General features: G+C 72.1%; 21 protein-coding genes. 9 read left to right on the top strand and 12 right to left on the bottom strand.

What is annotated here, in order from left to right; translation table 11 throughout:
* Positions 1 to 8 precede the first annotated feature (8 nt).
* On the bottom strand, positions 9 to 1745 hold the full coding sequence (locus ACIRSS_RS44425) for a thiamine pyrophosphate-binding protein (RefSeq protein ID WP_400906741.1): 1737 nt from the start codon (positions 1743 to 1745) through the stop codon (positions 9 to 11).
* Positions 1746 to 2013: 268 nt separating this feature from the next.
* Here ACIRSS_RS44425 and sucC point away from each other — a divergent pair, with 268 nt between their 5' ends.
* From sucC to ACIRSS_RS44410, 3 genes are read left to right on the top strand one after another with little or no spacing between them, the layout of a single operon-like run.
* Positions 2014 to 3159 carry an ADP-forming succinate--CoA ligase subunit beta gene (gene sucC / locus ACIRSS_RS44420; protein WP_400906738.1) on the top strand — a complete coding sequence of 382 codons (1146 nt, stop codon included), beginning with the start codon at positions 2014 to 2016 and terminating at the stop codon, positions 3157 to 3159.
* 3 nt (positions 3160 to 3162) lie between these two features.
* Positions 3163 to 4044, top strand: coding sequence for a succinate--CoA ligase subunit alpha (gene sucD, locus ACIRSS_RS44415; protein WP_400906735.1), 882 nt, complete (start codon positions 3163 to 3165; stop codon positions 4042 to 4044).
* Entirely contained in the window at positions 4044 to 4892 is an 849-nt protein-coding gene (locus ACIRSS_RS44410) for a LysR family transcriptional regulator (RefSeq protein WP_400906732.1), read from the top strand. Before sucD ends, ACIRSS_RS44410 begins: the two co-directional genes overlap by 1 nt.
* Here the strand turns inward: ACIRSS_RS44410 and fdhD are convergent.
* The 3 genes from fdhD to ACIRSS_RS44395 form a co-directional block, all read right to left on the bottom strand.
* Positions 4880 to 5713 carry a formate dehydrogenase accessory sulfurtransferase FdhD gene (gene fdhD, locus ACIRSS_RS44405; RefSeq protein WP_400906729.1) on the bottom strand — a complete coding sequence of 278 codons (834 nt, stop codon included), beginning with the start codon at positions 5711 to 5713 and terminating at the stop codon, positions 4880 to 4882. The two genes, ACIRSS_RS44410 and fdhD, sit on opposite strands and share 13 nt — an antisense overlap.
* Position 5714: 1 nt before the next feature.
* Positions 5715 to 7025, bottom strand: a complete 1311-nt coding sequence (locus ACIRSS_RS44400) for an OFA family MFS transporter (protein WP_400906727.1) — start codon at positions 7023 to 7025, stop codon at positions 5715 to 5717.
* Positions 7026 to 7809: 784 nt separating this feature from the next.
* Positions 7810 to 8220: an Lsr2 family protein gene (locus tag ACIRSS_RS44395; protein WP_400906725.1), complete on the bottom strand. Its 411-nt coding sequence runs from the start codon at positions 8218 to 8220 to the stop codon at positions 7810 to 7812.
* A gap of 218 nt (positions 8221 to 8438) precedes the next feature.
* Here ACIRSS_RS44395 and ACIRSS_RS44390 point away from each other — a divergent pair, with 218 nt between their 5' ends.
* Complete coding sequence (locus ACIRSS_RS44390) at positions 8439 to 9338, top strand: class I SAM-dependent methyltransferase (RefSeq protein ID WP_400906722.1); 900 nt, start codon at positions 8439 to 8441, stop codon at positions 9336 to 9338.
* 14 nt (positions 9339 to 9352) lie between these two features.
* Here the strand turns inward: ACIRSS_RS44390 and dinB are convergent, their stop codons facing one another.
* On the bottom strand, positions 9353 to 10546 hold the full coding sequence (dinB, locus tag ACIRSS_RS44385; protein ID WP_400906719.1) for a DNA polymerase IV: 1194 nt from the start codon (positions 10544 to 10546) through the stop codon (positions 9353 to 9355).
* 155 nt (positions 10547 to 10701) lie between these two features.
* Here dinB and ACIRSS_RS44380 point away from each other — a divergent pair, with 155 nt between their 5' ends.
* Positions 10702 to 11121 carry a hypothetical protein gene (locus ACIRSS_RS44380; RefSeq protein ID WP_400906716.1) on the top strand — a complete coding sequence of 140 codons (420 nt, stop codon included), beginning with the start codon at positions 10702 to 10704 and terminating at the stop codon, positions 11119 to 11121.
* Between the two features lie 125 nt (positions 11122 to 11246).
* The gene (locus ACIRSS_RS44375) at positions 11247 to 11759 is read left to right on the top strand and encodes a 2'-5' RNA ligase family protein (protein WP_400906713.1); all 513 of its coding nucleotides are present in this window, start codon (positions 11247 to 11249) and stop codon (positions 11757 to 11759) included.
* Between the two features lie 20 nt (positions 11760 to 11779).
* On the opposite strand, the gene ACIRSS_RS44370 is transcribed toward ACIRSS_RS44375, so the two are convergent.
* The 5 genes from ACIRSS_RS44370 to ACIRSS_RS44350 all read right to left on the bottom strand — a co-directional run bounded on the left by ACIRSS_RS44370 (position 11780) and on the right by ACIRSS_RS44350 (position 16310).
* Complete coding sequence (locus ACIRSS_RS44370; RefSeq protein WP_400906711.1) at positions 11780 to 12868, bottom strand: hypothetical protein; 1089 nt, start codon at positions 12866 to 12868, stop codon at positions 11780 to 11782.
* 9 nt (positions 12869 to 12877) lie between these two features.
* Positions 12878 to 13468: a hypothetical protein gene (locus tag ACIRSS_RS44365; RefSeq protein ID WP_400906709.1), complete on the bottom strand. Its 591-nt coding sequence runs from the start codon at positions 13466 to 13468 to the stop codon at positions 12878 to 12880.
* 19 nt (positions 13469 to 13487) lie between these two features.
* Complete coding sequence (locus ACIRSS_RS44360) at positions 13488 to 13922, bottom strand: XRE family transcriptional regulator (protein ID WP_400906707.1); 435 nt, start codon at positions 13920 to 13922, stop codon at positions 13488 to 13490.
* Positions 13923 to 14136: 214 nt separating this feature from the next.
* Positions 14137 to 15045, bottom strand: a complete 909-nt coding sequence (locus ACIRSS_RS44355; RefSeq protein WP_400906704.1) for a hypothetical protein — start codon at positions 15043 to 15045, stop codon at positions 14137 to 14139.
* A 443-nt stretch (positions 15046 to 15488) separates the two neighbouring features.
* On the bottom strand, positions 15489 to 16310 hold the full coding sequence (locus tag ACIRSS_RS44350; RefSeq protein ID WP_400906701.1) for a helix-turn-helix domain-containing protein: 822 nt from the start codon (positions 16308 to 16310) through the stop codon (positions 15489 to 15491).
* A gap of 104 nt (positions 16311 to 16414) precedes the next feature.
* Here ACIRSS_RS44350 and ACIRSS_RS44345 point away from each other — a divergent pair, with 104 nt between their 5' ends.
* The gene (locus ACIRSS_RS44345) at positions 16415 to 16753 is read left to right on the top strand and encodes a VOC family protein (protein ID WP_400906699.1); all 339 of its coding nucleotides are present in this window, start codon (positions 16415 to 16417) and stop codon (positions 16751 to 16753) included.
* Between the two features lies 1 nt (position 16754).
* On the opposite strand, the gene ACIRSS_RS44340 is transcribed toward ACIRSS_RS44345, so the two are convergent.
* On the bottom strand, positions 16755 to 18887 hold the full coding sequence (locus tag ACIRSS_RS44340) for a discoidin domain-containing protein (protein WP_400906696.1): 2133 nt from the start codon (positions 18885 to 18887) through the stop codon (positions 16755 to 16757).
* 214 nt (positions 18888 to 19101) lie between these two features.
* Between ACIRSS_RS44340 and ACIRSS_RS44335 the strand changes: the two genes are divergently transcribed.
* Together ACIRSS_RS44335 and ACIRSS_RS44330 are read left to right on the top strand one after the other, a co-directional pair.
* On the top strand, positions 19102 to 20034 hold the full coding sequence (locus tag ACIRSS_RS44335) for a DUF1996 domain-containing protein (protein WP_400906693.1): 933 nt from the start codon (positions 19102 to 19104) through the stop codon (positions 20032 to 20034).
* Complete coding sequence (locus ACIRSS_RS44330) at positions 20031 to 20564, top strand: DUF305 domain-containing protein (RefSeq protein ID WP_400906692.1); 534 nt, start codon at positions 20031 to 20033, stop codon at positions 20562 to 20564. The genes ACIRSS_RS44335 and ACIRSS_RS44330 overlap by 4 nt, the downstream gene beginning before the upstream one ends.
* Before the next feature lie 176 nt (positions 20565 to 20740).
* Here ACIRSS_RS44330 and ACIRSS_RS44325 read toward each other — a convergent pair whose 3' ends face one another.
* A complete protein-coding gene (locus tag ACIRSS_RS44325; RefSeq protein ID WP_400906689.1) occupies positions 20741 to 23950 on the bottom strand; it encodes a TIM-barrel domain-containing protein in 3210 nt (1069 codons plus the stop codon).
* Positions 23951 to 24148: the final 198 nt, after the last annotated feature.

Genomic DNA, 24148 nt, shown 5'->3' with positions numbered 1-24148 from the left:
GCCTCCGCTCACTTGTACATGGTCTGGTTCATGGTTCCGGGGGCGTACACGTCGGGATCGACCCAGACGTTGATCAGCGACGGCTTCCCGGACTCCCGCGCGCGCAGCAGCGCCGGCCCGATGTCGGCCGGGTCGCGGACCTCTTCGCCGTACCCGCCGAGCATCCGCGCGAACTCGTCGTAGCGGACGTCACCGAGGGTGTTGCCGACGCGCTCGCGCGGCAGGCCGTACTTCGCGGCCTGGCCGTAGCGGATCTGGTTCATCGAGGAGTTGTTGCCGACGATCCCGACGAACGGCAGGTCGAACCGCACGAGCGTCTCGAAGTCCCAGCCGGTGAGGCTGAAGGCACCGTCGCCGAAGAGGGCGACGACCTCCTTGTCCGGGCGCGCGTGCTTGGCGGCCAGGACGAAGGGGATGCCGACGCCGAGCGTCCCGAGTGGACCGGGGTCCATCCAGTGGCCGGGCGACTTCGGCTGGACGACCTGGCCGGAGAAGGTGACGATGTCGCCGCCGTCGCCGATGTAGATCGAGTCCTCGGTGAGGAACTCGTTGATCTCGTGGACCAGCCGGTACGGGTGGATGGGGCTCGCGTCGGAGTGCTGCAGCGGCAGCCGCTTCTGCTTCGCCTTCTCCTCCACGGCCTGGAGCTCTTCGAGCCAGGTCTTGCGCGCGACGGCGCCGTTGTCGCCGCGACCGGACGCGGCCTGCGCGACGGCGGCGAGGACCTGACCGGCGTCGCCGACGATGCCGAGGTCGATGTCGCGGTTCTTGCCGACCGTGCGGTAGTCGAGGTCGATCTGGACGACGGTGGCGTCCTTCGACAGCCGCTTGCCGTAGCCCATCCGGAAGTCGAACGGGGTCCCGACGATGACGATGACGTCGGCGTTGTCGAAGGCGTAGCGCCGTGAGAGCTGGAAGTGGTGCGGGTCGCCCGGCGGCAGCGTGCCGCGGCCCGCGCCGTTCATGTACGCCGGGATGTTGAGCGTGCGCACCAGGTCGACGGCCGGCTCGGTGGCCCGCGTGGTCCAGACCTGGCTGCCGAGCAGGATCGCGGGCTTCTTCGCGTGCACCAGCAGGTCGGCGAGCTTCTCGATGTCGGCGGGGTCGCCGGCGTTCTTCGTCGACGCGCGGTAGCGGCCCGCTTCGGGGATGCGGGCCTGCTCCAGGGGTACGCGCGCGTCGAGGACGTCGCGCGGGATCTCCAGGAACGACGGTCCGGGCGCGCCGGCGTAGGCCTCGCGGAAGGCCATGCTCACCAAGTCCGCGACGCGCGCGGTGTGCGGCACGGTGGCGGCGAACTTGGTGATCGGCGTCATCATGTCCACGTGCGGGAGGTCCTGCAGGGACCCCATCTTGTGCTGGGTGAGCGCGCCCTGGCCGCCGATCAGCAGCATCGGGCTCTCCGCGCGCAATGCGTTCGCGACGCCGGTGACGGCGTCGGTCGTGCCGGGCCCGGCGGTGACCACCGCGCAGCCGGGCTTGCCGGTGATCCGCGCGTAGCCGTCGGCCGCGTGCGCCGCGACCTGCTCGTGGCGGACGTCGATGACCTGGATGCCTTCGTCGACGCAGCCGTCGTAGATGTCGATGATGTGGCCACCGCAGAGGGTGAAGATCGTGTCGACCCCTTCGGCCTTCAGCGCCTTCGCCACGAGGTGGCCGCCCGAGATTTCGGCGGGCGCGGGCTCGGCGCCGTTCGTCGCCGCGGCACTCTCCCCCGCGGTGGTGCCGGTCGTTGTCAGCGCCATTGCTCAACTCCTCTGGTCCGCCGCCGGATCTCTCTTGTCCGGCGGTGCGTACTCCGGTCCGCTCGCCGCCGCTGTCGGCGTCCGTCGAGGTCAGCGGCCTCTTCGCGGCAGACTGTAGATTGCATACCGTATGGGGTAGGCATATAGTCACTCTTCAAGCAGCCCGTGTCCAGGGCCATCCGCAGGGTTTTTCCCGGGCCTCGATCCCGCCCCGCGGACCACCACTCCACGCCCTTGCCCTGTCCCGCCACGGAAAGGACGCCCCCGCATGGACCTCTTCGAACACGAAGCGCGTGATCTCTTCGAGAAGCACGGCGTACCCGTCCCCCGCGGCCGGGTCGCCGCCGATCCCGCCGCCGCCCGGGCCGCCGCCGCGGCCCTCGGCGGCCCGGTGGTCGTCAAGGCCCAGGTGAAGACGGGCGGCCGCGGGAAGGCGGGCGGCGTCCGGGTCGTGTCCACGGCCGACGACGCCGAACAGGCCGCCGACGACATCCTCGGCATGGACATCAAGGGTCACACCGTGCACCGCGTGCTGGTGACCGAGGCCAGCGAGATCGCCGAGGAGTACTACCTGTCCTTCTTGCTGGACCGCGCCGGGCGCACGTTCCTCGCCATGGCGTCGACCGAAGGCGGGATGGAGATCGAGGAGGTCGCGGCGACCCGGCCGGACGCCCTGGTCCGCGTTCCGGTCGACCCGGTCGCGGGCGTCGACGCGGCCGCGGTGGCCGCCGCGTTCCCCGCCGACGTCCGCGGGGAAGTCGCCGGTGTCGTCGAAAAGCTGTGGGACGTGTTCGTCGCCGAGGACTGCACCCTCGTCGAAGTGAACCCCCTCGCCAGCACGTCGACCGGGATCGTCGCCCTGGACGGCAAGATCACCCTGGACGACAACGCGTTCTTCCGCCGTTCCGCGGCGTTCGACGACACCGCCGACGGCGATCCCCTGGAACGGGAAGCGCGGTCGAAGAACCTCAACTACGTCAAGCTCGACGGCGACATCGGCGTGATCGGCAACGGTGCCGGCCTGGTCATGTCCACTTTGGACGTCGTCGCGGCGGCCGCCGCGGAGGCGGGCGCGCGCGGCCCGGCGAACTTCCTCGACATCGGCGGCGGCGCGTCGGCGCAGGTGATGGTCGACGGGCTGACCGTGATCCTCGGCGACCCGCAGGTGCGCAGCGTGTTCGTCAACGTCTTCGGCGGCATCACCGCGTGCGACGCCGTCGCGACCGGGATCGTCCGGTCGCTGGAGATCCTGGGCTCCCGCGCCACCAAGCCCCTGGTGGTCCGGCTCGACGGCAACAACGTCACCGAAGGCCGGCGGATCCTCGCCGACGCCGCCCACCCCCTGGTCACTGTGGTGGCCACCATGGACGACGCCGCCCGCGAGGCGGCGAAGCTCGCGATCGCGGAGGTCTGAGCCGTGGCCATCTTCCTGGACGAGACCAGCCGGATCGTCGTCTCCGGCATCACCGGTTCCGAAGGCGCCAAGCACACCCGGCGGATGCTGGCCGCCGGCACGAACGTCGTCGGCGGCGTGAACCCGCGCAAAGCCGGGCAGCAGGTGGAGCTCTCCGGTCGTTCGCTGCCCGTGTTCGGCAGCGTCGCAGAGTTGATGGCGTCGACCGGCGCCGACGTCTGCGTGCTGTTCGTGCCGCCGCCGTTCGTCGCCGACGCGGTGATCGAAGCCGTCGACGCGGGGATCGGGCTCGCGGTGGTGATCACCGAGGGCGTCCCGGTGCACGACAGCGCCCGGCTGTGGTCCCACGCCGTCGCGGCGGGCGGGCGGACCCGCATCATCGGGCCGAACTGCCCGGGCATCATCTCCCCCGGCAAGTCCAACGCGGGCATCATCCCGGCCGACATCACCGGCCCGGGCCGGATCGGGCTGGTGTCCAAGTCCGGCACGCTGACCTACCAGCTCATGCACGAGCTGCGCGACATCGGGTTCTCCACGTGCGTCGGCATCGGCGGCGACCCGATCATCGGCACGACGCACATCGACGCCGTCGAAGCGTTCGAAAAGGACCCGGAGACGGACCTGATCGTGCTGATCGGCGAGATCGGCGGCGACGCGGAGGAGCGGGCGGCGGAGTTCGTGCGGGCCAACGTGTCGAAGCCGGTCGTCGGGTACGTCGCGGGTTTCACGGCACCGGAGGGCAAGACGATGGGGCACGCGGGTGCGATCGTCTCGGGCTCGGCGGGGACGGCGGCGGCGAAGAAGGAGGCGCTGGAAGCGGCGGGCATCCGGGTCGGCCGCACCCCGAGCGAGACGGCGGCACTGGTCCGCGAAGTGCTCGGCTGATGGAGCTGCGCCAGCTGGCGGTGGTGGTGGCGGTCGCCGAGGAGGGCGGCTTCACGGCGGCTGCGCACCGGCTGCGGACGGTCCAGTCGACGGTGTCCACCGTGGTCCGCGCGCTGGAGCGCGACCTGGGGACACCGTTGTTCCGCCGCACGACGCACCGGGTGGAGCTGACGCCCGCCGGCGAGGCGTTCCTGCCCGCCGCCCGGGCGGCCCTGGAGGCGGCCGCCCGAGCGCGGGCGGCCGTGTCGCCGGTGAGCGGCCGGGTGCGGCTGGGCGTGTGCCCGGGGTTGCTGGCGGACTGGCACCGGGCGCTGGCCGCGTTGCGGCACGTGCACCCGGGACTGGCGGTGGAGGTCCGGCAGGTCCCGGCTTGCGATGGGCTCAGGGCGGTGGCGAAGTCCACAGTGGACGTCGTGCTGACAGTGGTCGCGGCTCTCGGACCGTCCGGCGGTTCGCGGGATGACGAATCAGCCGTGTCCGGGCTGGCCACCACTCTCCTCGCGTGCGAGGAACTCGTCCTCGCCACCGCGCCCGGCGGGTCGCCGTCGGCCCCCGCCGATCTGTCCGAGCTGTCCCTTGTGGACTTCCCGCCCGGCTGGGCCGTCCGGGAGGCCGTCGACCGCGCCTTCCCCGGCCGCCGACTTTCGCTCGAGGTCGACGATCTGGGCGTGGCCGCCGGGTTGCTGCGGGCCGGGCTCGCCGCCTGCGTGCTGCCCTCCTCGGCCGCCGCGCGGTTCCCCGATCTCACTGTCCGGCGGTTCGACCGGCCGCCGCCCTGGCAGCTCGGTGCCGTGCACCGGGCCGACGTCTCCCCCGCCGTCGCCGCCGTGCTCGGTCAGCTCGGCTGAAGGCCCAGCCGGTCGGGTCGCGTGTAGACGTTCATCGACGTGCCCCGCAGGAACCCCACCAGAGTCAGCCCCAGTTCGGCCGCCAGGTCCACCGCCAGCGACGACGGCGCGGAAACCGCCGCCAGCAACGGGATCCCGGCCATCACCGCCTTCTGCACCAGCTCGAACGACGCCCGCCCGCTCACCATCAGCGCCGTCCCCGAGAGCGGCAGCCGGCCGTCGCGGGTCGCCCAGCCGACCACCTTGTCCACCGCGTTGTGCCGGCCGACGTCCTCGCGCAGGCACAGCAGCTTGCCGTCGGCGTCGAACAGCCCCGCCGCGTGCAGGCCGCCCGTCCGGTCGAACACCCGTTGCGCCGCGCGGAGTTCGTCGGGCAGCCCGGCCAGCGTCGCCGGCTCGGTGCGGAAGGGGTCCGCGGCCACCGGCCACGTCACCGTCGTCCGGACGGCGTCCAAGCTCGCCTTGCCGCACAGCCCGCACGAGGACGTCGTGTAGAAGTTCCGCTCCACTGACGCGTCCGGCGGGGCGACGCCGGGCGCGAGCACGACGTCGAGGATGTTGTAGGTGTTGCCGCCGTCGGCCGTGGCGCCGGCGCAGTAGCGGATCGAGTGGATGTCCGCGGCCGCCCGCACCACGCCCTCGCCGACCAGGAAGCCGGCGGCGAGGTCGAAGTCGTCGCCCGGCGTGCGCATCGTGATGGACAGCGCTTTCCCGGCCACCCGGATCTCGAGGGGTTCTTCGACGGTCAGCGTGTCCGGCCGCGCGGTGGGCACGCCGTCGTGGACGCGCAGCACGCGGCGCCGGCTCGTCATCCGCCCCACGTCAGGCCGCCGGCAGCAGCGACTTGGGGCGGCCCGGCTGGGTCAGCCGTCCGGAGAGCACCGCACCGGCCAGGCTCAGCACGCCCGCCGCGGCGAAGGCGCCGACGAACCCGTGCGACGTCACGACGAGCGCGGCGAGCCCGATCCCGACCACCGCGCCGACGGCCTTGGCGGAGTAGAGGATCCCGAAGTTCTGCGCGGCCGATTCCTCACCGAAGTACTCGCGCACCAGGCCGACCAGCAGCGTGTAGCAGCAGCCGTTGCCGAGCCCGGCGAGCGCGACACCCAGCAGCAGCCCGACGGCGTGCCGGTGCTCGCCCGAGTAGAAGAGGACGAACTGGGCGACCCCGCCCGCGAGCAGCGCGAACCGCAGGATCCGGTGCCGCCCGAGCCGGTCGGCGAGCCGTCCGATGAGCACCCGCCCGCTGCCGGTCGCCGCGGCGAGCAGCGCCAGCGCCGCCGCGGCGAGCCCGGGCCCGCTGCGCTCGGCGACGAACGTCGCGAGGTAGGCGAGGTCGAACAGCAGCACGGCGGCCGCGAGCACGACGACCAGGTACAGCGCGAGGGTCGTCCCGCACCGGAACAGCTCGGCCGGCCGGTAGTGGCGGACGGCCGGGCGCCGGTTGTGCGCACGGTCGAGAGCCCACGCACGCGGCTCGGGCGTCGCGGGCCACCAGTGCCGCGGCGGGTACCGCAGCAGCCAGGCGCACCCGGCGATCACGACGAGGACGACGGCCGCGGTGACGTCGAGGAGCACCGGCCGCGCGGCCGGCAGGGCGGCGGCGAGCACGACGAACGGCACGCTGCCGTAGGCGAACGCGCCGCTCACGACGCCCGCGCTGGGCGCGGTGCGGTCCGGGAACCAGGCCAGCACCGCGCCGACGCAGGTCGCGTAGACGAGGCCGGTGCCGAGCCCGCCGAGGACGGAGTAGCCGAGGAAGACGGTGAGCAGGCTGCTCGCGTGGCCGAGCGTCACGAGCCCGGCGGCGCAGAGCACGGCGCCGGCCGCCATCGCCGCGGGTGCGGGGAGCAGGCCGCGTTCGCGCAGCCACGCTGTTGGAAAGGCGGCCCCGGCCTGGCAGATCGCCCAGACCGCGAGCGAGAGCGCGATGGTCCCGAACGTCCAGCCGTGCGCCCGGGTCAGCGCGGGGACGAGCGCGCCGAAGCCGTACTGCTGCACGCCGGCGGCCAGCATCGCCGCCGCGGCCAGCCAGGTGATCCACGTCCGCGGCCGCCCGAGCAGCTCCCGGTCGGACTCGCCGACGCGGTACCGCCGTCCGTAGACGTCCCGGAGCTCGCGGACCTCGGCCATCGTGACCACCTCGTCCTCGACTGAAGATTGTATGCAGTATGGAGTAGTCTGAGTGTGCGCTCGAGGGGATCGAATGTCCAGGGGAAAGCGCTTCGCGACCGAGAGGCCCGAGGGGGCGAGAAGTTAGGCGGCCCGGTGGCCATCGAGGGAGGAGGCGGCCACCGGACCGTGCTCCGGCGCGGTACCGGCCGCCCGGAGCACTGACAGTCTGGCGATCGGAGCCACCCTCCGACAAGCTTTACCGGCCGGGAAATGTCCGCGCGCCGCGGCTTCGTCGCGCCAGGTCGACGGCGCGTGACCGCCGACTACTCATAGGACCGGGTTTCGCGAAGATCCACATGCGACGGAGAGAATGCGCCGCGGTGGGACAGAACGGCTGGGACAGTCACGGACGAGGGTCAGGTCACCTCTGTCGACGAACACGGTCAGCGGCGGGACATGCGTTCAGCCGGGTGGGGACAACGCGCGGCGGCCCGATTGGCGAACACCGCACGGCATGCGAAGAGCGAGCCGCGGACGGTCGGTCCGACTCAGCCTGCCCGCGAACACCATCTGGCACGCGAGATCCCAGCCGTGGCCGACCCGGCGTGCCCGACAAACACAGCCCGCCCGGCGAAGGCTCAGCCGTGGCGCGCCGATTCGGCCGCGCAGGCCAAGAACTCCGGCCCGCCGGCCCCATTTCGCGCGCCGGGAGCTCCCCTGCTCCGGGCGCGCGAAACCGGCCTGTCGTCCGGCAGCCCGATCCGGGCGAGGGGCATTCCCTCCCCGGCAACCGGTTCCGGCGTCAGGCCTTCTTGCGCGTCGCGCGCTTGCGCGCCGGCTTGGCCTCCGCCGGCTCGGCCGCCGCGGCCTGGTCGGCCTCGAAGCCCGCGATGATCTCGCTCGACAGGCGGCCGCGCTCGGCGACCTCGTAGCCGTTCGCCTGCGCCCACTCGCGGATCTGCCGGTTGCGCTCGCGGTCGGTGCCCGAGCCCGACGGGCCCGACAGCGACTGACCGGTCGCGAGGCGCACCTTGCGGCCGCCGGTCCGCCGCGCCGCGGCGACGTAGCGGGCGAGTTCGTCACGGAGCGCGGAAGCGTTGCCCTCGGACAGGTCGATTTCGTACGTCACCCCGTCGAGGCTGAAGGGGACGGTCTGCGAAGCCTCGCTCCCGTCGAGGTCGTCCACCATCTCGACGTGCACCCGTTGCGCCATGGTTCGTCGTTCCTCATCTTCTCCAGAACACGGTCGGACAGACCCTAACCTGTCGAATCCCGTCCGGCACGCGCGACACCCGTGAAGCGTCCACAATGGCCGCCCGGGCGACCGCGTCGCCCTCGTCCAGAGTGACCGCAACCGAGCTGAAATGCGCGCCATCTTGTCGAAGATTTGTATTTGTGATATGCTTGGAATCGAATCGGTACCGTAGCCGCATGTCCACCGCCGACTTTCCCGGTATTGCTCCCGGCATCAGCCGGACCGCCTTCACCGCGGCCGCCGCACGTGCCGCACATTTGCTCGTCGACGCCGCGCCCGTCATCTTCTCCGACCCCCTCGCCGCGCCGCTCCTCGGCCGGCACGCCGAAGAACTCCTGGCCTATCACCACCTCCACGGCACGCATCCCGTGCTGGCCGGCGCCCGCGCCCAAGCGGCGTGCCGCAGCCGGTTCACCGAAGACCGGCTCCTCCGCGACAATTCCGGTATAGACCAGTATGTGATTCTCGGCGCCGGGCTGGATTCGTTCGCGTATCGGAGCGTACCCGGCCGATTCCGGGTGTTCGAGGTCGACCGGCCGGCGACCCAGGCCGGCAAACGGGAACTGCTCGAGCGCGCCGGCGTCGCCGTGCCCGCGTCGGTCACCTTCGTCCCGGTCGACTTCGAAGCCGATCCGCTCCGGGAACGGCTCGTCCAGAGTGGACTGGACCCGTTTCGCCCCGTGTTCGTCAGCTGGCTCGGTGTCACCATGTACCTGACCCGGAAGGCGATTCTCACCACATTGACGGATCTCGGCGGTTTCGCACCCGGATCGGAAATCGTGACCGATCACCTGCTTCCGGCGGAACTGCGGGACGCGGCCGGAAACGGCTACGCCGAAGCCGTCGCCCCGGTGGCGGCGGAACAGGGCGAGCCGTGGCGCACGTTCCTCTCCCCCGCGGCCGTGGCCGATCTCCTGCGCGAGGCCGGGTTCGAAGTCGTCGAACAGGCCGGCCAGCGCGACAGCGTCCCCGCCGAGCTGTGGAACCGCACGGACGCGCTGCGCCCCGCCGCGCTTTCCGCACTCGCCCACGGCCGCATTCCCGGGCCGCCCGGAAAAACCGCCGCCGGAAGCTGACGGGATTTCGCCCGTCAATCCGGCAGCAGTGGCACTTCGAGGTCGTCCGGGCGGCCGAGCAGGATCGCCCGGGTGACCGCCGCCTTGCCGAAGCGGTCGCGCACCGCGTCCAGCGCCGTGTCGAGCTGGGTCGCCCGCTGCCGCTCGAACGGCAGCGCCAGCTGGAACGGGTCTTCGTCGGCCAAGTTGGACAGCGCGGCGCCGAGCAGCGTCAGGCCGCGGTCGGAGATCATCGGCAACGCCGCCACGAGCAGCTCGCGCGCCGCGGCGAGCAGCTCGCCGGTGCCCGCGGTCGGGTCGTTGAGCGTGTGCGAGCGGGTGACCCTGGTGAAATCGGCGAAGCGCAGGCGGATCGTCACCGTCCGGCAGACGCGGCGGGCGGCGCGCAGCCGGCGGGCGATCCGGTCGATGAGCGCCACGAGCACGACGTCGAGCTCCGCCGGCGTCCGCCTGCCGCGGCCGAGAGCCCGCTGGGCGCCGATCGACCGGCGCCGCCGGCCGACCTCGACGCGGCGCGGGTCCCGGTTGTGCGCCAGGTCGTGCAGGTGCCCGCCGGCGGCCCGGCCGAGCATGCTCACCAGGTCGACCGGCTCGGACGCGGCCAGCTGGCCGACCGTCGTGATGCCCCGCGCGCGCAGCTTCTCGGTGGTGACCTTGCCGACGCCCCACAGCGCGCCGACCGGCAGCGGGTGCAGGAACTCGAGCTCCGCGTCGTGCGGGACGACGAGCAGGCCGTCCGGCTTGGCGACGCGGCTGGCGACCTTGGCGAGGAACTTCGTCCGCGCAACCCCTACCGTGATCGGCAGCCCGGCGCGCTCGGCGACGGCGGCGCGCAGCCGTTCGGCGATGTGACTGGGCCGCCCGCCGATCCTCGTCAACCCCCCGACGTCGAGGAAGGCTTCGTCGATCGAGAGGCCTTCCACCCACGGCGTGGTGTCGTGGAAGACGTCGAAGACGACCTTGCTCGCGGCCGAGTACGCCGACATCCGCGGCGGCACGACGACGGCGTGCGGGCACAGCCGCCGGGCCTGCGCGCCGCCCATCGCGGTGCGCACGCCATAGGCCTTGGCCTCGTAACTCGCGGCCAGGACGACCCCGCCGCCGACGATCACCGGGCGCCCCTTCAGCGCCGGGTCGTCGCGCTGCTCGACCGACGCGTAGAACGAGTCGAGGTCGGCGTGCAGGATGGGCCCCTCGGGGACGGTCATAGAACATATGTTCGCATACGCGGGGGCTGAAGTCCGCTGTTCCGTCCGCCGCGGAACCCCTGCCGCTGGACGAAACTGAGCGTTTTCCCGGTTGTCGCCGCGCTGTTGCCCCGGTCACACTCGACGGATCGATTCACCCGACCACTGGGGGCGACATGTCCGAGAAGTGCCGATGCGGCGACCACCACGCGTGGGCCAGCCCGAATCCCGACGACCGCCCGGCGGCGGCGAGACAGCCGCTGCTGGCGTCGACGCTGGCCGGTGAGGACCGCGACGAAGACACGGGCCGCCTCGACCCGACCGACCGGGTCACGTGCCGCACGCACCGCCGCTGGCTGCACGACTGCGTGGCGTCGCCGGTCCACACGAACCCGGCGATCGGGTACCGCTGGTGCCGCCGCTGCGACCACCAGGCGCTGGTGGCGGTCGACGAGCTGACCGGCGAGGTGGCGATCCACTGCGGACTGTGCGGGCGCAGTCCGCGGAGCCGGGCGAACCTGGAGTTGGTGGAGTTGTGCCGGCGGAGTTTGGCGTTGGCCCGCTCGGGGCGGTTCCCGGAGTCCGCTGCGGCGTGATTGCCGCGGCACGACGGTTGCCGGATCCCACGGTCGCGTGACCGCCGCCTTGCCGGGGATAGTCGGCCCCGCGAGAGCTGCCAGGCCGCGGCTGACTGCCGCCGCGTCGCTGCCATGATGCTGGGGTGCCCGAAACCGGAACCACCGCGCTGGTAATCCTGCTGCCCGCCGCCGAGCCCGCGCTTACCGCGGCCCGACGGGTCGATCCCGGCCTGGTCCGGCCCGGGTTGCCCGCTCACGTCACCGCGTTGTACCCCTTCCTTCCCGACGCCTCGTTGAGCGATGAGGTCTTGGCCGCCGTTCGGTCGCTTGCCGCCGGCGTTTCGCCTGCCTCCGTCGAACTGTCCGAGGTTCTCGTGGCGCCGGGTTTCCTGGCGCTTCCGGCTCCGTCGCTCCAGGGGATCACCGATGCGGTTTGTGACCGCTGGCCGGACGTTCCGCCCTACGGTGGCCGGTTCGGACCTCGGCCGCCCGCCCACGTCACCGTGGCGATGGGCGGTGACGACGAGACCCTCTCGCGAGTGGCCACCGACGTCCGGCCGCTGTTGCCGGTGACCGGCCGGGTCGAAGCGCTGCAGCTGGTCGCGTTGACCGAGCGTGGGTGGGAGCCGCGGCTGGAAGCGCCGTTCGGCGGTTGAGCGGCGCGGCGTAGCCCCGCTCACCTCGCCGGGCTGGACACCTCGCCGACCGCGGTGCCGTCCAGCTTCCGGTACGCCTGCGCGATCGCCCGCAACCGCGCGACGTCAGCGGCGAACGGCTCCGCCTCCGCGGCCGACGGCGGCTCCCCCTCCCCCGGCTCGTCCGGAAGGTCACGCACCAACCGCGCGGCCGCGGCGGCCGGCAGCTCCGGCGTCACCCCCGCCAGGATCAACCCGTCGTTCGTCTCGCTCATCGCCGTCAACAACCGCTCCCGGCGCGACGGCCCGCCCGGGTCGATGCGGACGATCTCCGGGAACCGCCGCGTCAGATGCGTCCGCAGCGGCCGAAGCAGGCGAAGCGTCTTCGCGTCGCGACGACCGGCCACCAACCCCGGCACCGACGGGATCGTCAGCCCCACCACGATCAGCAGCACCGACACCGCCGGGAAACCCACGTCGAGCGTGCACGGCAGCGTCGAAAACGGCCCGCGGCACAACGCCTTCACTGGGTGCTCCGCCTGAAGAGCACCGATCGTCGCGACGACCTTGCCCGCGAGGTAGGCGACCGCGAACGCCGACGCCAGCAGCAACAACGTCAACCCCGCGCGCAGCGCGCCGCCGCTCGCGCGGATCGTCACCGCCGACACCACGCCGATGTCGAGCACCGCGAACCCGAGGTAGACCGTGTACACGAAGACGTAGACGACCAGTGTCGGGTGCGTGCGGTACAGCTCGTCGAACACGCCGATGCCGCGTGGCAGCCCCGCCGTGCTGAAGAACATCGCCGTCAGCAGGACCAGCGCGACGCCCAGCGCGCCCAGCCGGAGCCGGCCGCCGCGGTCGCGGGTGCCGCTGATCTCCGCGACCGTCAGGCCGATGCCGTACGCCGCGACCATCGTCGCGAGGTTCGACAGCAGCCGGCCGAGGCTCGGGTAGAGCTCGCTCTCGACCAGCTGCGCCCGGTTGGACAGGAAGCAGAACGCCGCCCCCAGCGCGATGAGCGAGACGGCCAGCCCGGTCCCCGCGCCGGTGCGCCGGGCGCGGACCGCGCGCCAGATCCCGACCGCCAACGCGAAGAGCCCGACCCCGACGAACAGAATGTCGATCACGAGACGGCACTATCCCAGGAGTGCCGCCAGCCGCCTAGCCTGATCCGCCGCCCGGCCGGACGCGCCCGGCTGAACGGCGGGCGGCTCGCTCGTCGCGGCGCTCATCAGCAGGACGGCGATCAGCTCGGCCTCGTACTCGTCGGTGCCGGTCGTCACGCGGGTGAGCAGGTGGGACAGCGCCTGTGGCGCGAGGTCCGGGGCCAGCTGCGCCGCTTCGGACTCCGACATCTGGCAGGTGCCCGTGTGCGCGCACAGCATGTGGGCGAGCTCGTGGGCGATGATGTGGTCCTGGTGCAGCGCCGACGTGTGCTCGACGTACGCGATCAGGTCGTAGTCCGGGCGGGCCTGCCACGCGCCGGACGGGCGGCCGGGCCGGTATTCGATTGCGACGAGGTCGATCTCGCGCCCACGCCACGTCTCGAGGCGGTCGACCCAGGCGTTCATCGACCACGGGCGCGGCACCGGAACGGCGGCGAGCAGCGCGCGCACCCGCTCGCGGGCGGCGGCCCGGAGGTCCGTCAAGCCGCGCTCGTCGATGTGCCCTCCCCGGTCACCGGGCGCCAGCCGGGTGCACCGGGGCGCGATCACGGACGAGGTCATCGTAGCCGACCGCGCGCGGTCACTCCGGCTTCCGGCGCCGGCCCTCGCGATGCCGGGTTTCGTCGTAGCCGGCCAGCTGGTCGAGCAGCGCCGTCACGGTTTCGCGGTCGCGCGGCGAGAGCCGCATCGCGCGCTGCGCCAGGTTGCGGGCCTCGCTGTCGCGCCACGCCACGACGTCTTCGACCTGGCGGTCGACCTGCCCGGCGACCTCGTCGTCGAAGAAGTACGTCACCGGCACGCCGAAGAACTGCGCGAGAGCCTGGATGTGCGAGCGCTTCGGGTCCTTGCGCGCGCCGACGGCGAGCTGCTGGACGTGCGTCGCCGACATCGTCACGCCGGTCTGCTCCGCGACGCCGTGCGCGATCTCCCGGTAGGAGTACGGCTTGCGGTCCGGCGGGTGCACGGTCGCGATCAGGTGCCCCAGCCGTTCCGCGAAACTGCGCTCGTCGCTCACCACACACCACCTTCGGCCAGGAAACGTGACAACCGTCAGCCTAGCTGTTCCGAAAACTTGACACAGCCTGTCCCGGAAAGACTACGATACTCCCGTTCGGTGTTTCGAAAACAGGACACCGGACCCCGGGGTGGCGCAGCGGCCGCGGGGTGCCGTCACGTGGTCGCTGGGGGTGGCCACGCGCCCCACCCTGTTCCCGTCGCGCCACCCCGCCTCAGCCGGCGCCCATGGCCGTGGCCAGCTTCGCGAGGTCGTCGCGCAGTCCCGGCACGGCGTCGTCGGCGACGCAGCCGGTGGAGAACTCGATGTAGAGGTCGTCGTCCTCGGGGATGTCGACCTCGAAGTCGACGTCGTCCGGGCCGACCCGCTGGAGGTACTGGTCCGGGTCCATTCCGGCCGCCTGCCGCAGCCGCGCTTCCACGGCGCCCGCCTGCGCGGTCCGGCCTTGCAGCTTGAGGTGCAGGTCGGCGGCGCCGGGGTCCGGGCCGAGGATGAGGTCGTTGGCGCGGTCGCAGGGCCATTCGCTGAAGTCGCGGGCGACACCGGGGAGCGGCGCGAAGCCGGACCGGCCGGCGGTGAGCTGCTTGATCGCCGCCGACGTCGGCCCGGATGGGTAGGGGCCGCGGTCGAGGGACTGGTCGAGCAGCTGGAGGCCGAACCAGGTGCCGAAGAACAGCCAGATCCCGAGCCCGAAGGCCAGGAATCCGCCGCCGACGCCGAGGCGGGGCGAGTGGTCGCGCGCGTAGGCGGCGGGATCGACGCCGTGCCGGACTTCGAGGTCGGGTCGCTTGTCGTGCAGGGCGGCGAGGAAGGTTTCGGCGGTCCGGTAGTCGCGCCACCGGGCCCGCACCCGGTCTTGCCCGGCGCGGAATTCGACGACCTCGCGATCGAAGTCGCCGGACGGCCGCAGCGCGACGATCAGCCCACCGATCAGCGAGGTCGGGAGCCAGAAGGCGAGCCAGAACGGCTTGGCCGACACGCTCCCGCGCCGGACGTCGGTGATCGCGGCGTACGGGACCGGGGTCCGGTCGAAGGCGAGGCCATCGGGGCCGAAGGTCGCTTCGGGTGGCCAGGTGCGCCCGAGCAGCCAGGCGACGACGGCGACGAGGAGGTCGAGCGCCACCCCGATCCAGAAGAAGCCGTTCGGGAGCGACGGTGATGCCGTCGCCGTGCCAGGCGGCGAAGGCCAGCGCGACTGCGACAAGGACCCAGGTCCAACGGCGGGCGCGGGAGAGCGGGACCACTCGGGTCGTCGTGTCCGCCATGGCCGGGAGCGTAGGGGGCCGCGAAGGTGGGGTGGCCCGGTAAAAGTACCGCCGTGGCAAGGGACTTCGGCCGACGGCGGCCGGACGCGGGAGAGGGAATCGGCCGGGCCGCGCAGGAGACATCGCGAGAGGCCGCCGAGCCCTTCGCGCGGCTGGAGAGCCATTGCGCGCGAGCTGCAGGGCGACCTGCGCGACTCGCCTGGGCCGCCGGGCAGCCTCACCTGGCGTGGCACATGGCCGCGCAGCCATCGCGCGTCACCGGCGACTCGCGCGGCCACCTCTCACATAAGCGGGCGGGCCATCAAACCGGCTGGGCATCTCCTTTCCGCTCCCCCGCCAGCAACCGCCGCAGGGCGGCTGGTGTCGCTCCTGTGTGGTCGCGGACCGTCCTCGTCAAATGGGCCTGGTCCGCGAAACCCAGCTCCGCCGCCAACCTGGCCAGCTCCCCCTCCCCCGCCTCCAAGCGATCGAGCGCCCGGCCGACGCGCACCCGATTCCGGTAGCGCGTCAGCGAAACCCCGACCTCACGCGGAAACGCCCGGCTCAACCGATACGGCGAAACCCCCAGCGATTCGGCCAGCGGAAACAATCCCACCGCGCAAGGATCGTCCGAAGCGATCGCCTCACGGGCGCGCGATACCAACGTGCCGTCGTCACCCCGGCCGCCGGAGGCGGGGGTCGGCGCCGATGCCGCCTGGGTGATCGCGCGGCCCACCAGTTCCAGCAGACCCTCCGCCAGCGCGTAGTCCGGGTCCGCCGCCGACGTCACCACCCGGCGGTGGGCCAGGTCGAGCCGGCCGTCGACGTACACCGTCGGGCGGATGGCCGCAGAGCCCGCCAACCGGTCCCAGGCGGCCTCCCCGAACGTCACCGACGTGCACACGTCCCCGCCCGCCGGGTGGGCGAACCGCTCCTCGTCCCCCGGTGCGGCCAGGTATCCCACCGCCGAGTCGGTGTCCGCCACGATCCCGCGCGCGTCGCGGTGGAAGCGGCCGCGGCGGACGAGCACCATCCGGTGGCCGTCCGCCACCTCCGGCGGAGACCAGCCGACATGGTCCTCCGCGCACTTCACCACGCTCACCGCGTACCCCGGGCGGGCCGCGACTTCCACCGCTTCCAACACGATCGCCGACGCTACGCCGGGGGTCCGACAGTTTCCGCAAGGATCTTCAAGACCGCGGCCCGGCGCACCCGGAAGGGTGACCACCGAACGAAAGGAGTCGGGAAATGCCCGCGGAACTCACCACCATCGTCCTCGACTGCGCCGACCCGGCCGCGCTCGCCGCGTTCTACGCCAAAGCCCTCGGCCTGGAGGTGACCTACGAGGACGACGACACCGTCCAGCTCGGCGTCCTCGGCTTCCAGCGCGTCGCCGGCTACCGGGGACCCTCCTGGCCGGACGACGCCAAGCACGCCCACCTCGACCTCCGCGTCGGCGACCTCGAAAGCGCCGTCGCGGAGTTCGAGGCGCTCGGCGCCACCAAGCCGGGCTTCCAGCCCGGTGGCGCCGACTGGGTGGTGCTCGCCGACCCCGAAGGTCACCTCTTCTGCCTGATCCCGGCGTGACTCACCGGCGGTAGACGCCGAACTCGTACAGCGAATAGCCGTACGCGCTGCCGCGCTGGGTCGCGGACATCCGGACGTACCGGGCGGTGTCGGCGATCGCGAGGTCGTCGGCGCCGCCGTCGCCGGACGTCGTCGCGTACACCGTCCGCCAGTTCGCCGCGTCGTCGCTGACCTGGATCTCGTAGGCCTTCCCGAAGGCGGCTTCCCAGATCAGCTGGACGTGGTCGAACGCCTGCCGGCTGCCCAGGTCCACCTGCAGCCACTGCGGATCGGCCCACGCGCTCGCCCAGCGCGTCGCGGTGTCGCCGTCCGTGGCGGCCTGAGGCGGGTAGGGCGCGCCGGGGCCGTCGGCCTGGTAGGTCGACGCCGTGGTCGCCTTGCCGCGGGCCAGGTTCGTGCCCGGCACCGGCGGGGCGACCACGCGCAGCGACCGCGTCTCGATGCCGACGTTGCCGTGGCCGTCCCGGGCGTAGAGGTAGATCTTCCAGACGCCCAGCTGCTGCGGCGCGGTCACGGTGAACGGGCCGGTCCCGGTGAACTGCGCCGGGATCAGGCCGGCGGCGCCGTTGATGTACTTGCTGTTGTAGCCCATGGTGTAGGTGATCGGGTCACCGTCCGGATCGGACACGTTCGCCGTGACGGTGAACGTCGAGCCGGCCGGGACGTCGGTGACGCGGCTGAGGTTCATCGACGAGATCACCGGCGGCGTGTTCCCGCCCGTCTGTCCACTGTAGAGCTTGCGGACGGCGTACCAGGAGAGCCGCTTCTCGTTGCCCGTGGTGATGTTGAACCAGACGCCGCCGAAGTCGCCCTCGGTGCCGTAGTGGAACAGCGTCGCGCCGAGCGCCACGCCCGGGTGGGCCAGCACGCAGTTCCAGGCGTTGACGTAGCCGTCGCGCTTCTGCTGGTCGGTCGGTTCCGTCGGCACGCCGTTGACGTCGTTCGGGACTTCCCACTCGCCGGCCGGGCCGGTCTCGGTGATGATGTACGGCTTCGTGTAGCCGCCCGCGAGCCAGTCCTGCTTCACCTGGCAGACCTGGGCGTAGGAGTTCACGGAGTAGAGGTCGAGGTTCGGCGCGTACGCCTTGTAGTACGGCCACGCGCCGGTCCACGCGTCGGTCGAGGTGACCGGGTGGTTCGCATCGATCGCGTGGATCGCCTGCGCGGCCTGGTCGACGAAGCGCGTGTAGGCGATCCGGTTCTGCTCCAGCAGCGTGCCGGAGTAGCAGTTCTGCATCCCGAGGATCGACTCGTTGCCGACGTTCCACATCAGCACGCCGGCGTTCGCCTTGTACGCGGTGACCCACTTCTGGATCTCGGCGAGCATGGTGTTCTTGTAGTTCGTGTCGGTCGTGTAGTCGACGCAGCCGCCGCTGCCCGGGCCGCCGCCGGGTTGCAGCCAGAAGCCGGCGACCACCTTGATCCCGTTGGCCGCGGCGGCGTCGAACAGCGGCTGGCTGCTGCCGTCGGTGCCCCAGGTGCGGACGGTGTTGACGCCGATCGAATGCAGCTCGGGCATCCGGGACGCCGCTTCGCCGACCGGCGGGCCCCAGGTCAGCCCCTTCACGATCCACGGCTGGCCGTCGACGCTCAGCTGCCAGTTGCCCTGGCTGCCGGTCACCTTCGTGACGCCGGGGCCGCCCGGGGACGACGTGCCCGGGGTGCCGCTGACCTGGAACTCCCAGAGCGAGTAGCCGTAGCCGCCGACGCGGTGGGTGCCGTAGAAGCGGACGTAACGGCCGTGGCCGGTGACGGCGAGGTTCTGGACGCCGCCGGTTGCGGTCGTCGTACTGTATACAGTCTGCCAAGTCGCGGCGTTGTCCGAAACCTGGATTTCGTACGCGGTCGCGTAGGCGGCTTCCCAGTTCAGGGTGACCTGGCTGATGTCGGCGGGCGCGCCGAGGTCGACCTGCAGCCACTGCGGGTCGCTCCAGGCGCTCGCCCAGCGGGTGCCGGCATCGCCGTCGACGGCCGCCGACGCGGGGGTTCCCGCGCCTTCGCTGCTCGACGCCGTCGCGGGTCTGCCCTGGGAAAGCAGCGTGGCGGCGTGCGCCGGGGCGGGGCCGGCGAGCAGCCCCAGCAAGAGCAGGGCCACCAGCGCCGGGACGGCACGGAGGAACGACGGTCGGTCCACGATGACTCCCGTACGACAGGGGAACAGAGATTGGAGAGCGCTCTCCGCCGCGCTCGATGGTTCGGCACGCGCCCCCGCGTTGTCAAGATTCGCCCGCGAACCCGACAATGACTGTCCGACGGGCGATCCGGGTGCTCCTTGACAGGGCCGCGGCCGGGTGCGCATGCTGTGGGAGAGCGCTCTCCCATCCTTGGCACCTCACCGTGGAGGACCCTTGGCACCGAAAATCGCGCTCCTCGCCTGCACCGCCGCCACCGTGCTGGCAGGCGCCTTCCTGACCACGGCCACCTGGTCGCCCGCCGGAGCGGACGACCTGGTGACCCACCACGAGTTCCAGGTCAACTGCTCCCCCAGCCACCACCAGCCGGACGACCCGATCGTCTTCCCCGGACTCCCCGGCGCGTCGCACGACCACACGTTCCTCGGCAACAAGACCACCAACGCGGCGACCACCCTGCAGTCGCTGCAGGGCGCGGGCGTCGGCAACACGACGTGCCTGGCGCCGGACGACCTTTCGGCGTACTGGTTCCCGACGGTCTACAACGGGAACCAGGTGGTGCTGCCGAACTTCGCGCAGGTCGTCTACTACAAGTCCGGCATCCTCGACTACACGAAGGTCGTGCCGTTCCCACCCGGCCTGCGGTACGTCGCCGGGAGCGTCACGGCGACGCAGGACGACTTCCAGCACGCGCCCGGCGCGATCGAGGGCTGGGAGTGCGGGGACAGCTTCCACAACTGGGACATCCCCGTCCAGTGCGTGGCCGGCAGCCAGCTCAACATCCGCTACCAGGCGCCGAGCTGCTGGGACGGCGTCCACCTGGACTCGGCCGACCACAAGAGCCACATGGCGTACCCGGACCGGGCGACGCTGACGTGCCCGGCCGACCACCCGGTGGCGGTGCCGATGCTCGAGTTCAAGATGGCGTTCCCCGTCAGCGGGGACATGTCCGGCGTGCACCTGGCCAGCGGGCGCGGGTACTCGTGGCACTACGACTTCTTCAACGCGTGGGACCCCGAGACGCTGGCGGCGCTGGTGACGCACTGCATCAACGGCGGCCTGCAGTGCGACCCGCGCGGGTTCGACCTCTACAAGCCGGACCGCGGCACGGTGCTCGGGCCGAACTACCGGCTGCCCGGCCGTCCTTGAGACGGCCGTTCCTGGGGGCGGCGGTGGTGGCGCTGATCATGGGCGGTTGCGCCACCACCGGCCCCGCCCCCACCCCCGCCGCCTCGCCCTTCAACCCGACCGATGTGGCGTGGCTGCAGCTGGTGGTGCCGATGACCGAGAACGCGCTGGCGGCCGCCCGGCTGGCGCCGTCGCACGCGGGCAGCCCGGCTGTGCGCGCGGCCGCGGACTCGGTCGCGGCACCGTCGGAGACCTTGCTGACGCGCTTGACGGCGGCCCGCGACCGGGCGGGCCTCCCGGCCGCCGATGTCCACAGTGGACACCGGATGCCGGGGATGGTCACGGCGGCCGACCTGGTGGCCCTGCGGACCGGGAACGGCCCGGAGTTCGACCGGCGCCTGGTCGCGTTGCTGCGGGCCCACGCGGCGCAGCTGGTCGTGCTGGCGAAAGGTGAACAGACCTCCGGTGGCGACGCGGCCACCCGGGAGCTGGCCGGTGAGGTCGGCACCGAAGGGGCGCGGCAGGAGAAGGTGCTGACCGGCCTGGACTGAGCCGGCGGAACGCGGGCGACGACCGGCGAACCGACGCGGGGAACACGACTCGGCCCGAGCCGAAGCCCGGGCCGTGGGGGCCACCTCCCCACAGGGTGGCCGAGCCGGCGCCGTCGGGGTCACCACCCCACGTGGTGACCCCGACGGCATTCACCGGCTCCGCCCGCCGGCAGCTCTCAGTACGTGACCGTCACCGGGCCCTTCCCGCCCTGGGCCGTGACCGTCAACGTCTGCGTCGCCGCGTCCCACTTCCAGCTCTGCGAAGGCGCCCAGCCCTCGCCGACCCGGACCCGCGACGGCGCCGACGTCACGCCGAGGAACTTCACCGTCCACTCGCGCGAAGCGACCTGCGACCGGCCCCGGGACGGCTCGACGGTCACCGTGTGGGTGCCGCGCCGCTCCGTGTACGTGATGCAGGTCGTCGAGCTGTGCTTCGACGAGCTCCCGTCGTCCTCGTACAGCGAGAACGAACCCGACGCCCCGGGCGCCACCGTGACCGTCGCGCGGTCCAGCGGGTTCTGGACGTCGTTGGTCACGTCCGCCGTGCGGGTCACCGTGATGCCGCCCGCGCGGACGAAGACCGGCATCGTCCCGAGGTCGGAGGTCACCTGCTGGGTGCTCCCGCCCTGGTAGACCTGGCCGCTGAAGTAGTCCGTCCACTGCCCCGGCGGGAACCAGACCGACGTCGTCGCCGAGGTGCCCGGCGACGTCACCGGCGCCACCAGCATGTCCGGCCCGTAGAAGTACTCGCTCGACGCCGCCGCGTACGCCGCCGGGTCGTCCGGGTACTCCACGTACGTCGGCCGCACGACCGGGACGCCCGTCGTCGCCGCCTGCTGGGCCAGCGTGTAGGTGTAGGGCACCAGGTTCTCGCGCAGGTTCAGGAACTTCGTCGCCGACGCCTTCGCCGCGTCGCCGTACTGCCACGGCAGCCGGTCGCTGTGGTTGCTGTGCAGCCGGTCGATCGGCTGGAACGTGCCGAGCTGGACCCAGCGCGCGTACAGGTCGTCGGGCAGCTTGAACGTCTGGTGCTGCTGCCCGCCCGAGGTGTAGGTCTCGCTGCCGCGCAACCCGGTCGTGTCGTTGTGGCCGCCGATGTCGTGGCTGATCGGCGACAGGCCCGTCGCGGCCGACTCGGCCGGGGTGATCCCGACCTCCATCCGCAGCGTGCCCCACGTCGACGAGGTGTCCCCGGTGAAGTGGACGGTGCTGCGCTTGTCGGCCCACGGTCCCGTCGACAGCCCGACCGGGCCGCCGTAGCCGCCGGCCTGCAGCGAGCCGTACGCCCGCGAAGTCGCGAAGCCCCGCTCGATCGCCGGTGCGGACAGGTCGGCGTACTTCTGGTTGATGTAGGAGTCCGGCGTGACGCCCTGCAGGCTGGACTTCGAGCCGTCGCAGCACCAGTCGAGCCACCAGAAGTCGTTGCCCTGGCTCATCATCTGGCCGTGCAGGTCCAGGTACGCCTTCAGCTGGTCGGGGTCGCCCCAGTCGAAGGTGTAGCAGTCCGTGCCGCAGTTGGACTTCGCCAGCTTGCCCTTCGCCGTCGCCTGCGCGCGGGCGAACTGCGGGTCCGAACCCATGATGCTCGGGTGGATGTTCAGCGTGTTGTGCAGGCCCTGCGAGTGCGACCAGGCGAAGAACGCCGTCGGGTCGGGGAACTTGTTCGTGTCGAACTGCCAGCCGTTCCACGTGTCCGGCGCCTTGAAGTCGGTGTCGGTCACCAGGACGTCCAGCGGGACGCCCTCGCTGCGGAAGCGCGGCAGGATCTTGTCGCGGTAGTCGGCCGCGGTGCGGTCGATGTACTCGGAGTACCAGATGCCGTACGCCCAGCGCGGCAGCAGTTCCGACGGCCCGGTCAGGGTCGCCAGGTCCCGCAGCCCGGCCTTGTAGTCGTGGCCGAAGGTGAAGGCGTAGCCGTCCTGGTAGGGGTTCCCGCCGTGCGACGGCCGCGGCGTCACCTTCTCGGTGGCGGTTTCGTACAGCGCGGACGGGCTGTCGTCGAGCAGGTACCAGCCGTCGGTGTGCAGGAGGCCTTCGGTGAGCGACGGCGTGCCGTTGTCGCCGTTGACGCCGTCGAGGCCGCGCCGGTAACCGCCGAGGGTGAGGTGCGGCTGCGGGATGGCGGCTCCGGTGCGCGTCACCGCGATGGTGTCGAGGTTGACGTGGCAGCTCGCGTCGTCCGGGCAGCCGAGGACGACGTCGTTCGTGCCCGCGCGCAGGTCGACCGGGACCGACGCGGTCCCCCAGGTGTCCCAGTTCGCGGTGGCCGGCATCGACAGGGTGCGCGTCACACCGGCCGAGCCGACGGTCGCGGTCCGCGTCTGGTGCAGGCCGTCGCCGCCGACGCCGTTGGCGTACCGGACGTCCAGCTGGTACGTGCCGGCGGTGGGGACCTCGACGACGCGGTGGGTCAGCGACGAGCCGCGGTTCAGCTCGGCGACGAACCCGCGTCCGGCGTACCCGGCGTGGTCGGTCGCGACGACGGCCGAGCCGGTGCGGAGGCCGGATTCGGCTTCACAGCTGACGTCCAGGGCGCAGCCGGTGAACGCGCGGGCCGACGACGGCGGGAACGGCGCCCCGGCGGACAGCACCGCGACGGCGTCGAGGTTGACGTTGCCGGAGTCGGTCGCGGTCCGCTCGAGGCGGACGCTGTGGCGCCCGGCGCTGAGCGTCAGCGGCACCGAAGCGGTGGCCCAGCTGTTCCAGTCGGCCGTCGTGGGGAGGGTGAGCTTCTGCGCTGCCCCGCCGTCGACGGACACGCTCAGCGTGCGCGTGACGTGCTGGCCGTCCCCGCCGGTGCCGTTGGCGTAGCGGGCGGTGAGGTTGTACGTCCCGGCCGCGGCGGCCGAGACGTCGGCGGTGGCCGAGGTGCCGGTGCTTTCGAAGCCGGCCAGGAAGCCCTCGCCGGTGTAGCCGGTGTGGTCGGTGGCGACGCCCAGGCCGTCGGCCGTCAGGTCTTCGGCCTCGCAGAGCGCGCCGGTCGCGCAGGTCAGGTGGTGCCAGGGCGCCGCGGTCACCGCCGCGCCGGCCGTGGTGCGGATCTGGAGGTTGCCGGAGTCGAACGGGCCGGAGTCCAGCTTGTAGGTCAGGGTCGTCGCGCTCGTGCGGATGGTCAGCACGCCGTTCGACGTCGTTGAGGTGAACGGCGGCGGCGTGAACGAGCCGCGGCCGACCGCGTTGAAGGTGGCGGCGTCGGTGAACCGGCCGTCGCCCGCGTACTCCGTGCGGATCAGGGTCGGGGACAGCACCTGGAAGCGCGCGTTCCCGGCCGTGACGGTCTGGCGCGCGGCCGGCCCGGCATCGGCGGGTGCCGCGACGGTGACGACCGCCGCCGCCACCGCCAGCGCGCTCGCTAGGTGGAGGATTTGCACTGCTCTCGTCCGCACGGCGGAACTCCGTTCCGGTCAGAGGGACCCAGCCAGTTTTACAACGTTGGAAAAGGCGGTTCGATCTGAGCACAACGAGCGGTCGCGTGTCCAGACCGGTGAGCGGAACTGTCCGGACAGGCCGGAGTCGGTGCCCGGCAGGCCACGCGGGCGGAGCAGCGGAGCGAACCGGTAACCGGGGTGGTACTGGGTGGATCG

This window comes from Amycolatopsis sp. NPDC101161, from assembly GCF_044768185.1.
Classification (GTDB): domain Bacteria; phylum Actinomycetota; class Actinomycetes; order Mycobacteriales; family Pseudonocardiaceae; genus Amycolatopsis.
This window is presented reverse-complemented; position numbering and strand designations above follow the sequence as displayed.

Coding starts and splice junctions, on each gene's coding strand:
- ACIRSS_RS44425 (WP_400906741.1), bottom strand. CDS start 1,745: ATGGCGCTGACAACGACCGGCACCACCGCGGGGGAGAGTGCCGCGGCG.
- sucC (WP_400906738.1), top strand. CDS start 2,014: ATGGACCTCTTCGAACACGAAGCGCGTGATCTCTTCGAGAAGCACGGC.
- ACIRSS_RS44410 (WP_400906732.1), top strand. CDS start 4,044: ATGGAGCTGCGCCAGCTGGCGGTGGTGGTGGCGGTCGCCGAGGAGGGC.
- ACIRSS_RS44400 (WP_400906727.1), bottom strand. CDS start 7,025: ATGGCCGAGGTCCGCGAGCTCCGGGACGTCTACGGACGGCGGTACCGC.
- ACIRSS_RS44395 (WP_400906725.1), bottom strand. CDS start 8,220: ATGGCGCAACGGGTGCACGTCGAGATGGTGGACGACCTCGACGGGAGC.
- ACIRSS_RS44390 (WP_400906722.1), top strand. CDS start 8,439: ATGTCCACCGCCGACTTTCCCGGTATTGCTCCCGGCATCAGCCGGACC.
- dinB (WP_400906719.1), bottom strand. CDS start 10,546: ATGACCGTCCCCGAGGGGCCCATCCTGCACGCCGACCTCGACTCGTTC.
- ACIRSS_RS44380 (WP_400906716.1), top strand. CDS start 10,702: ATGTCCGAGAAGTGCCGATGCGGCGACCACCACGCGTGGGCCAGCCCG.
- ACIRSS_RS44365 (WP_400906709.1), bottom strand. CDS start 13,468: ATGACCTCGTCCGTGATCGCGCCCCGGTGCACCCGGCTGGCGCCCGGT.
- ACIRSS_RS44345 (WP_400906699.1), top strand. CDS start 16,415: ATGCCCGCGGAACTCACCACCATCGTCCTCGACTGCGCCGACCCGGCC.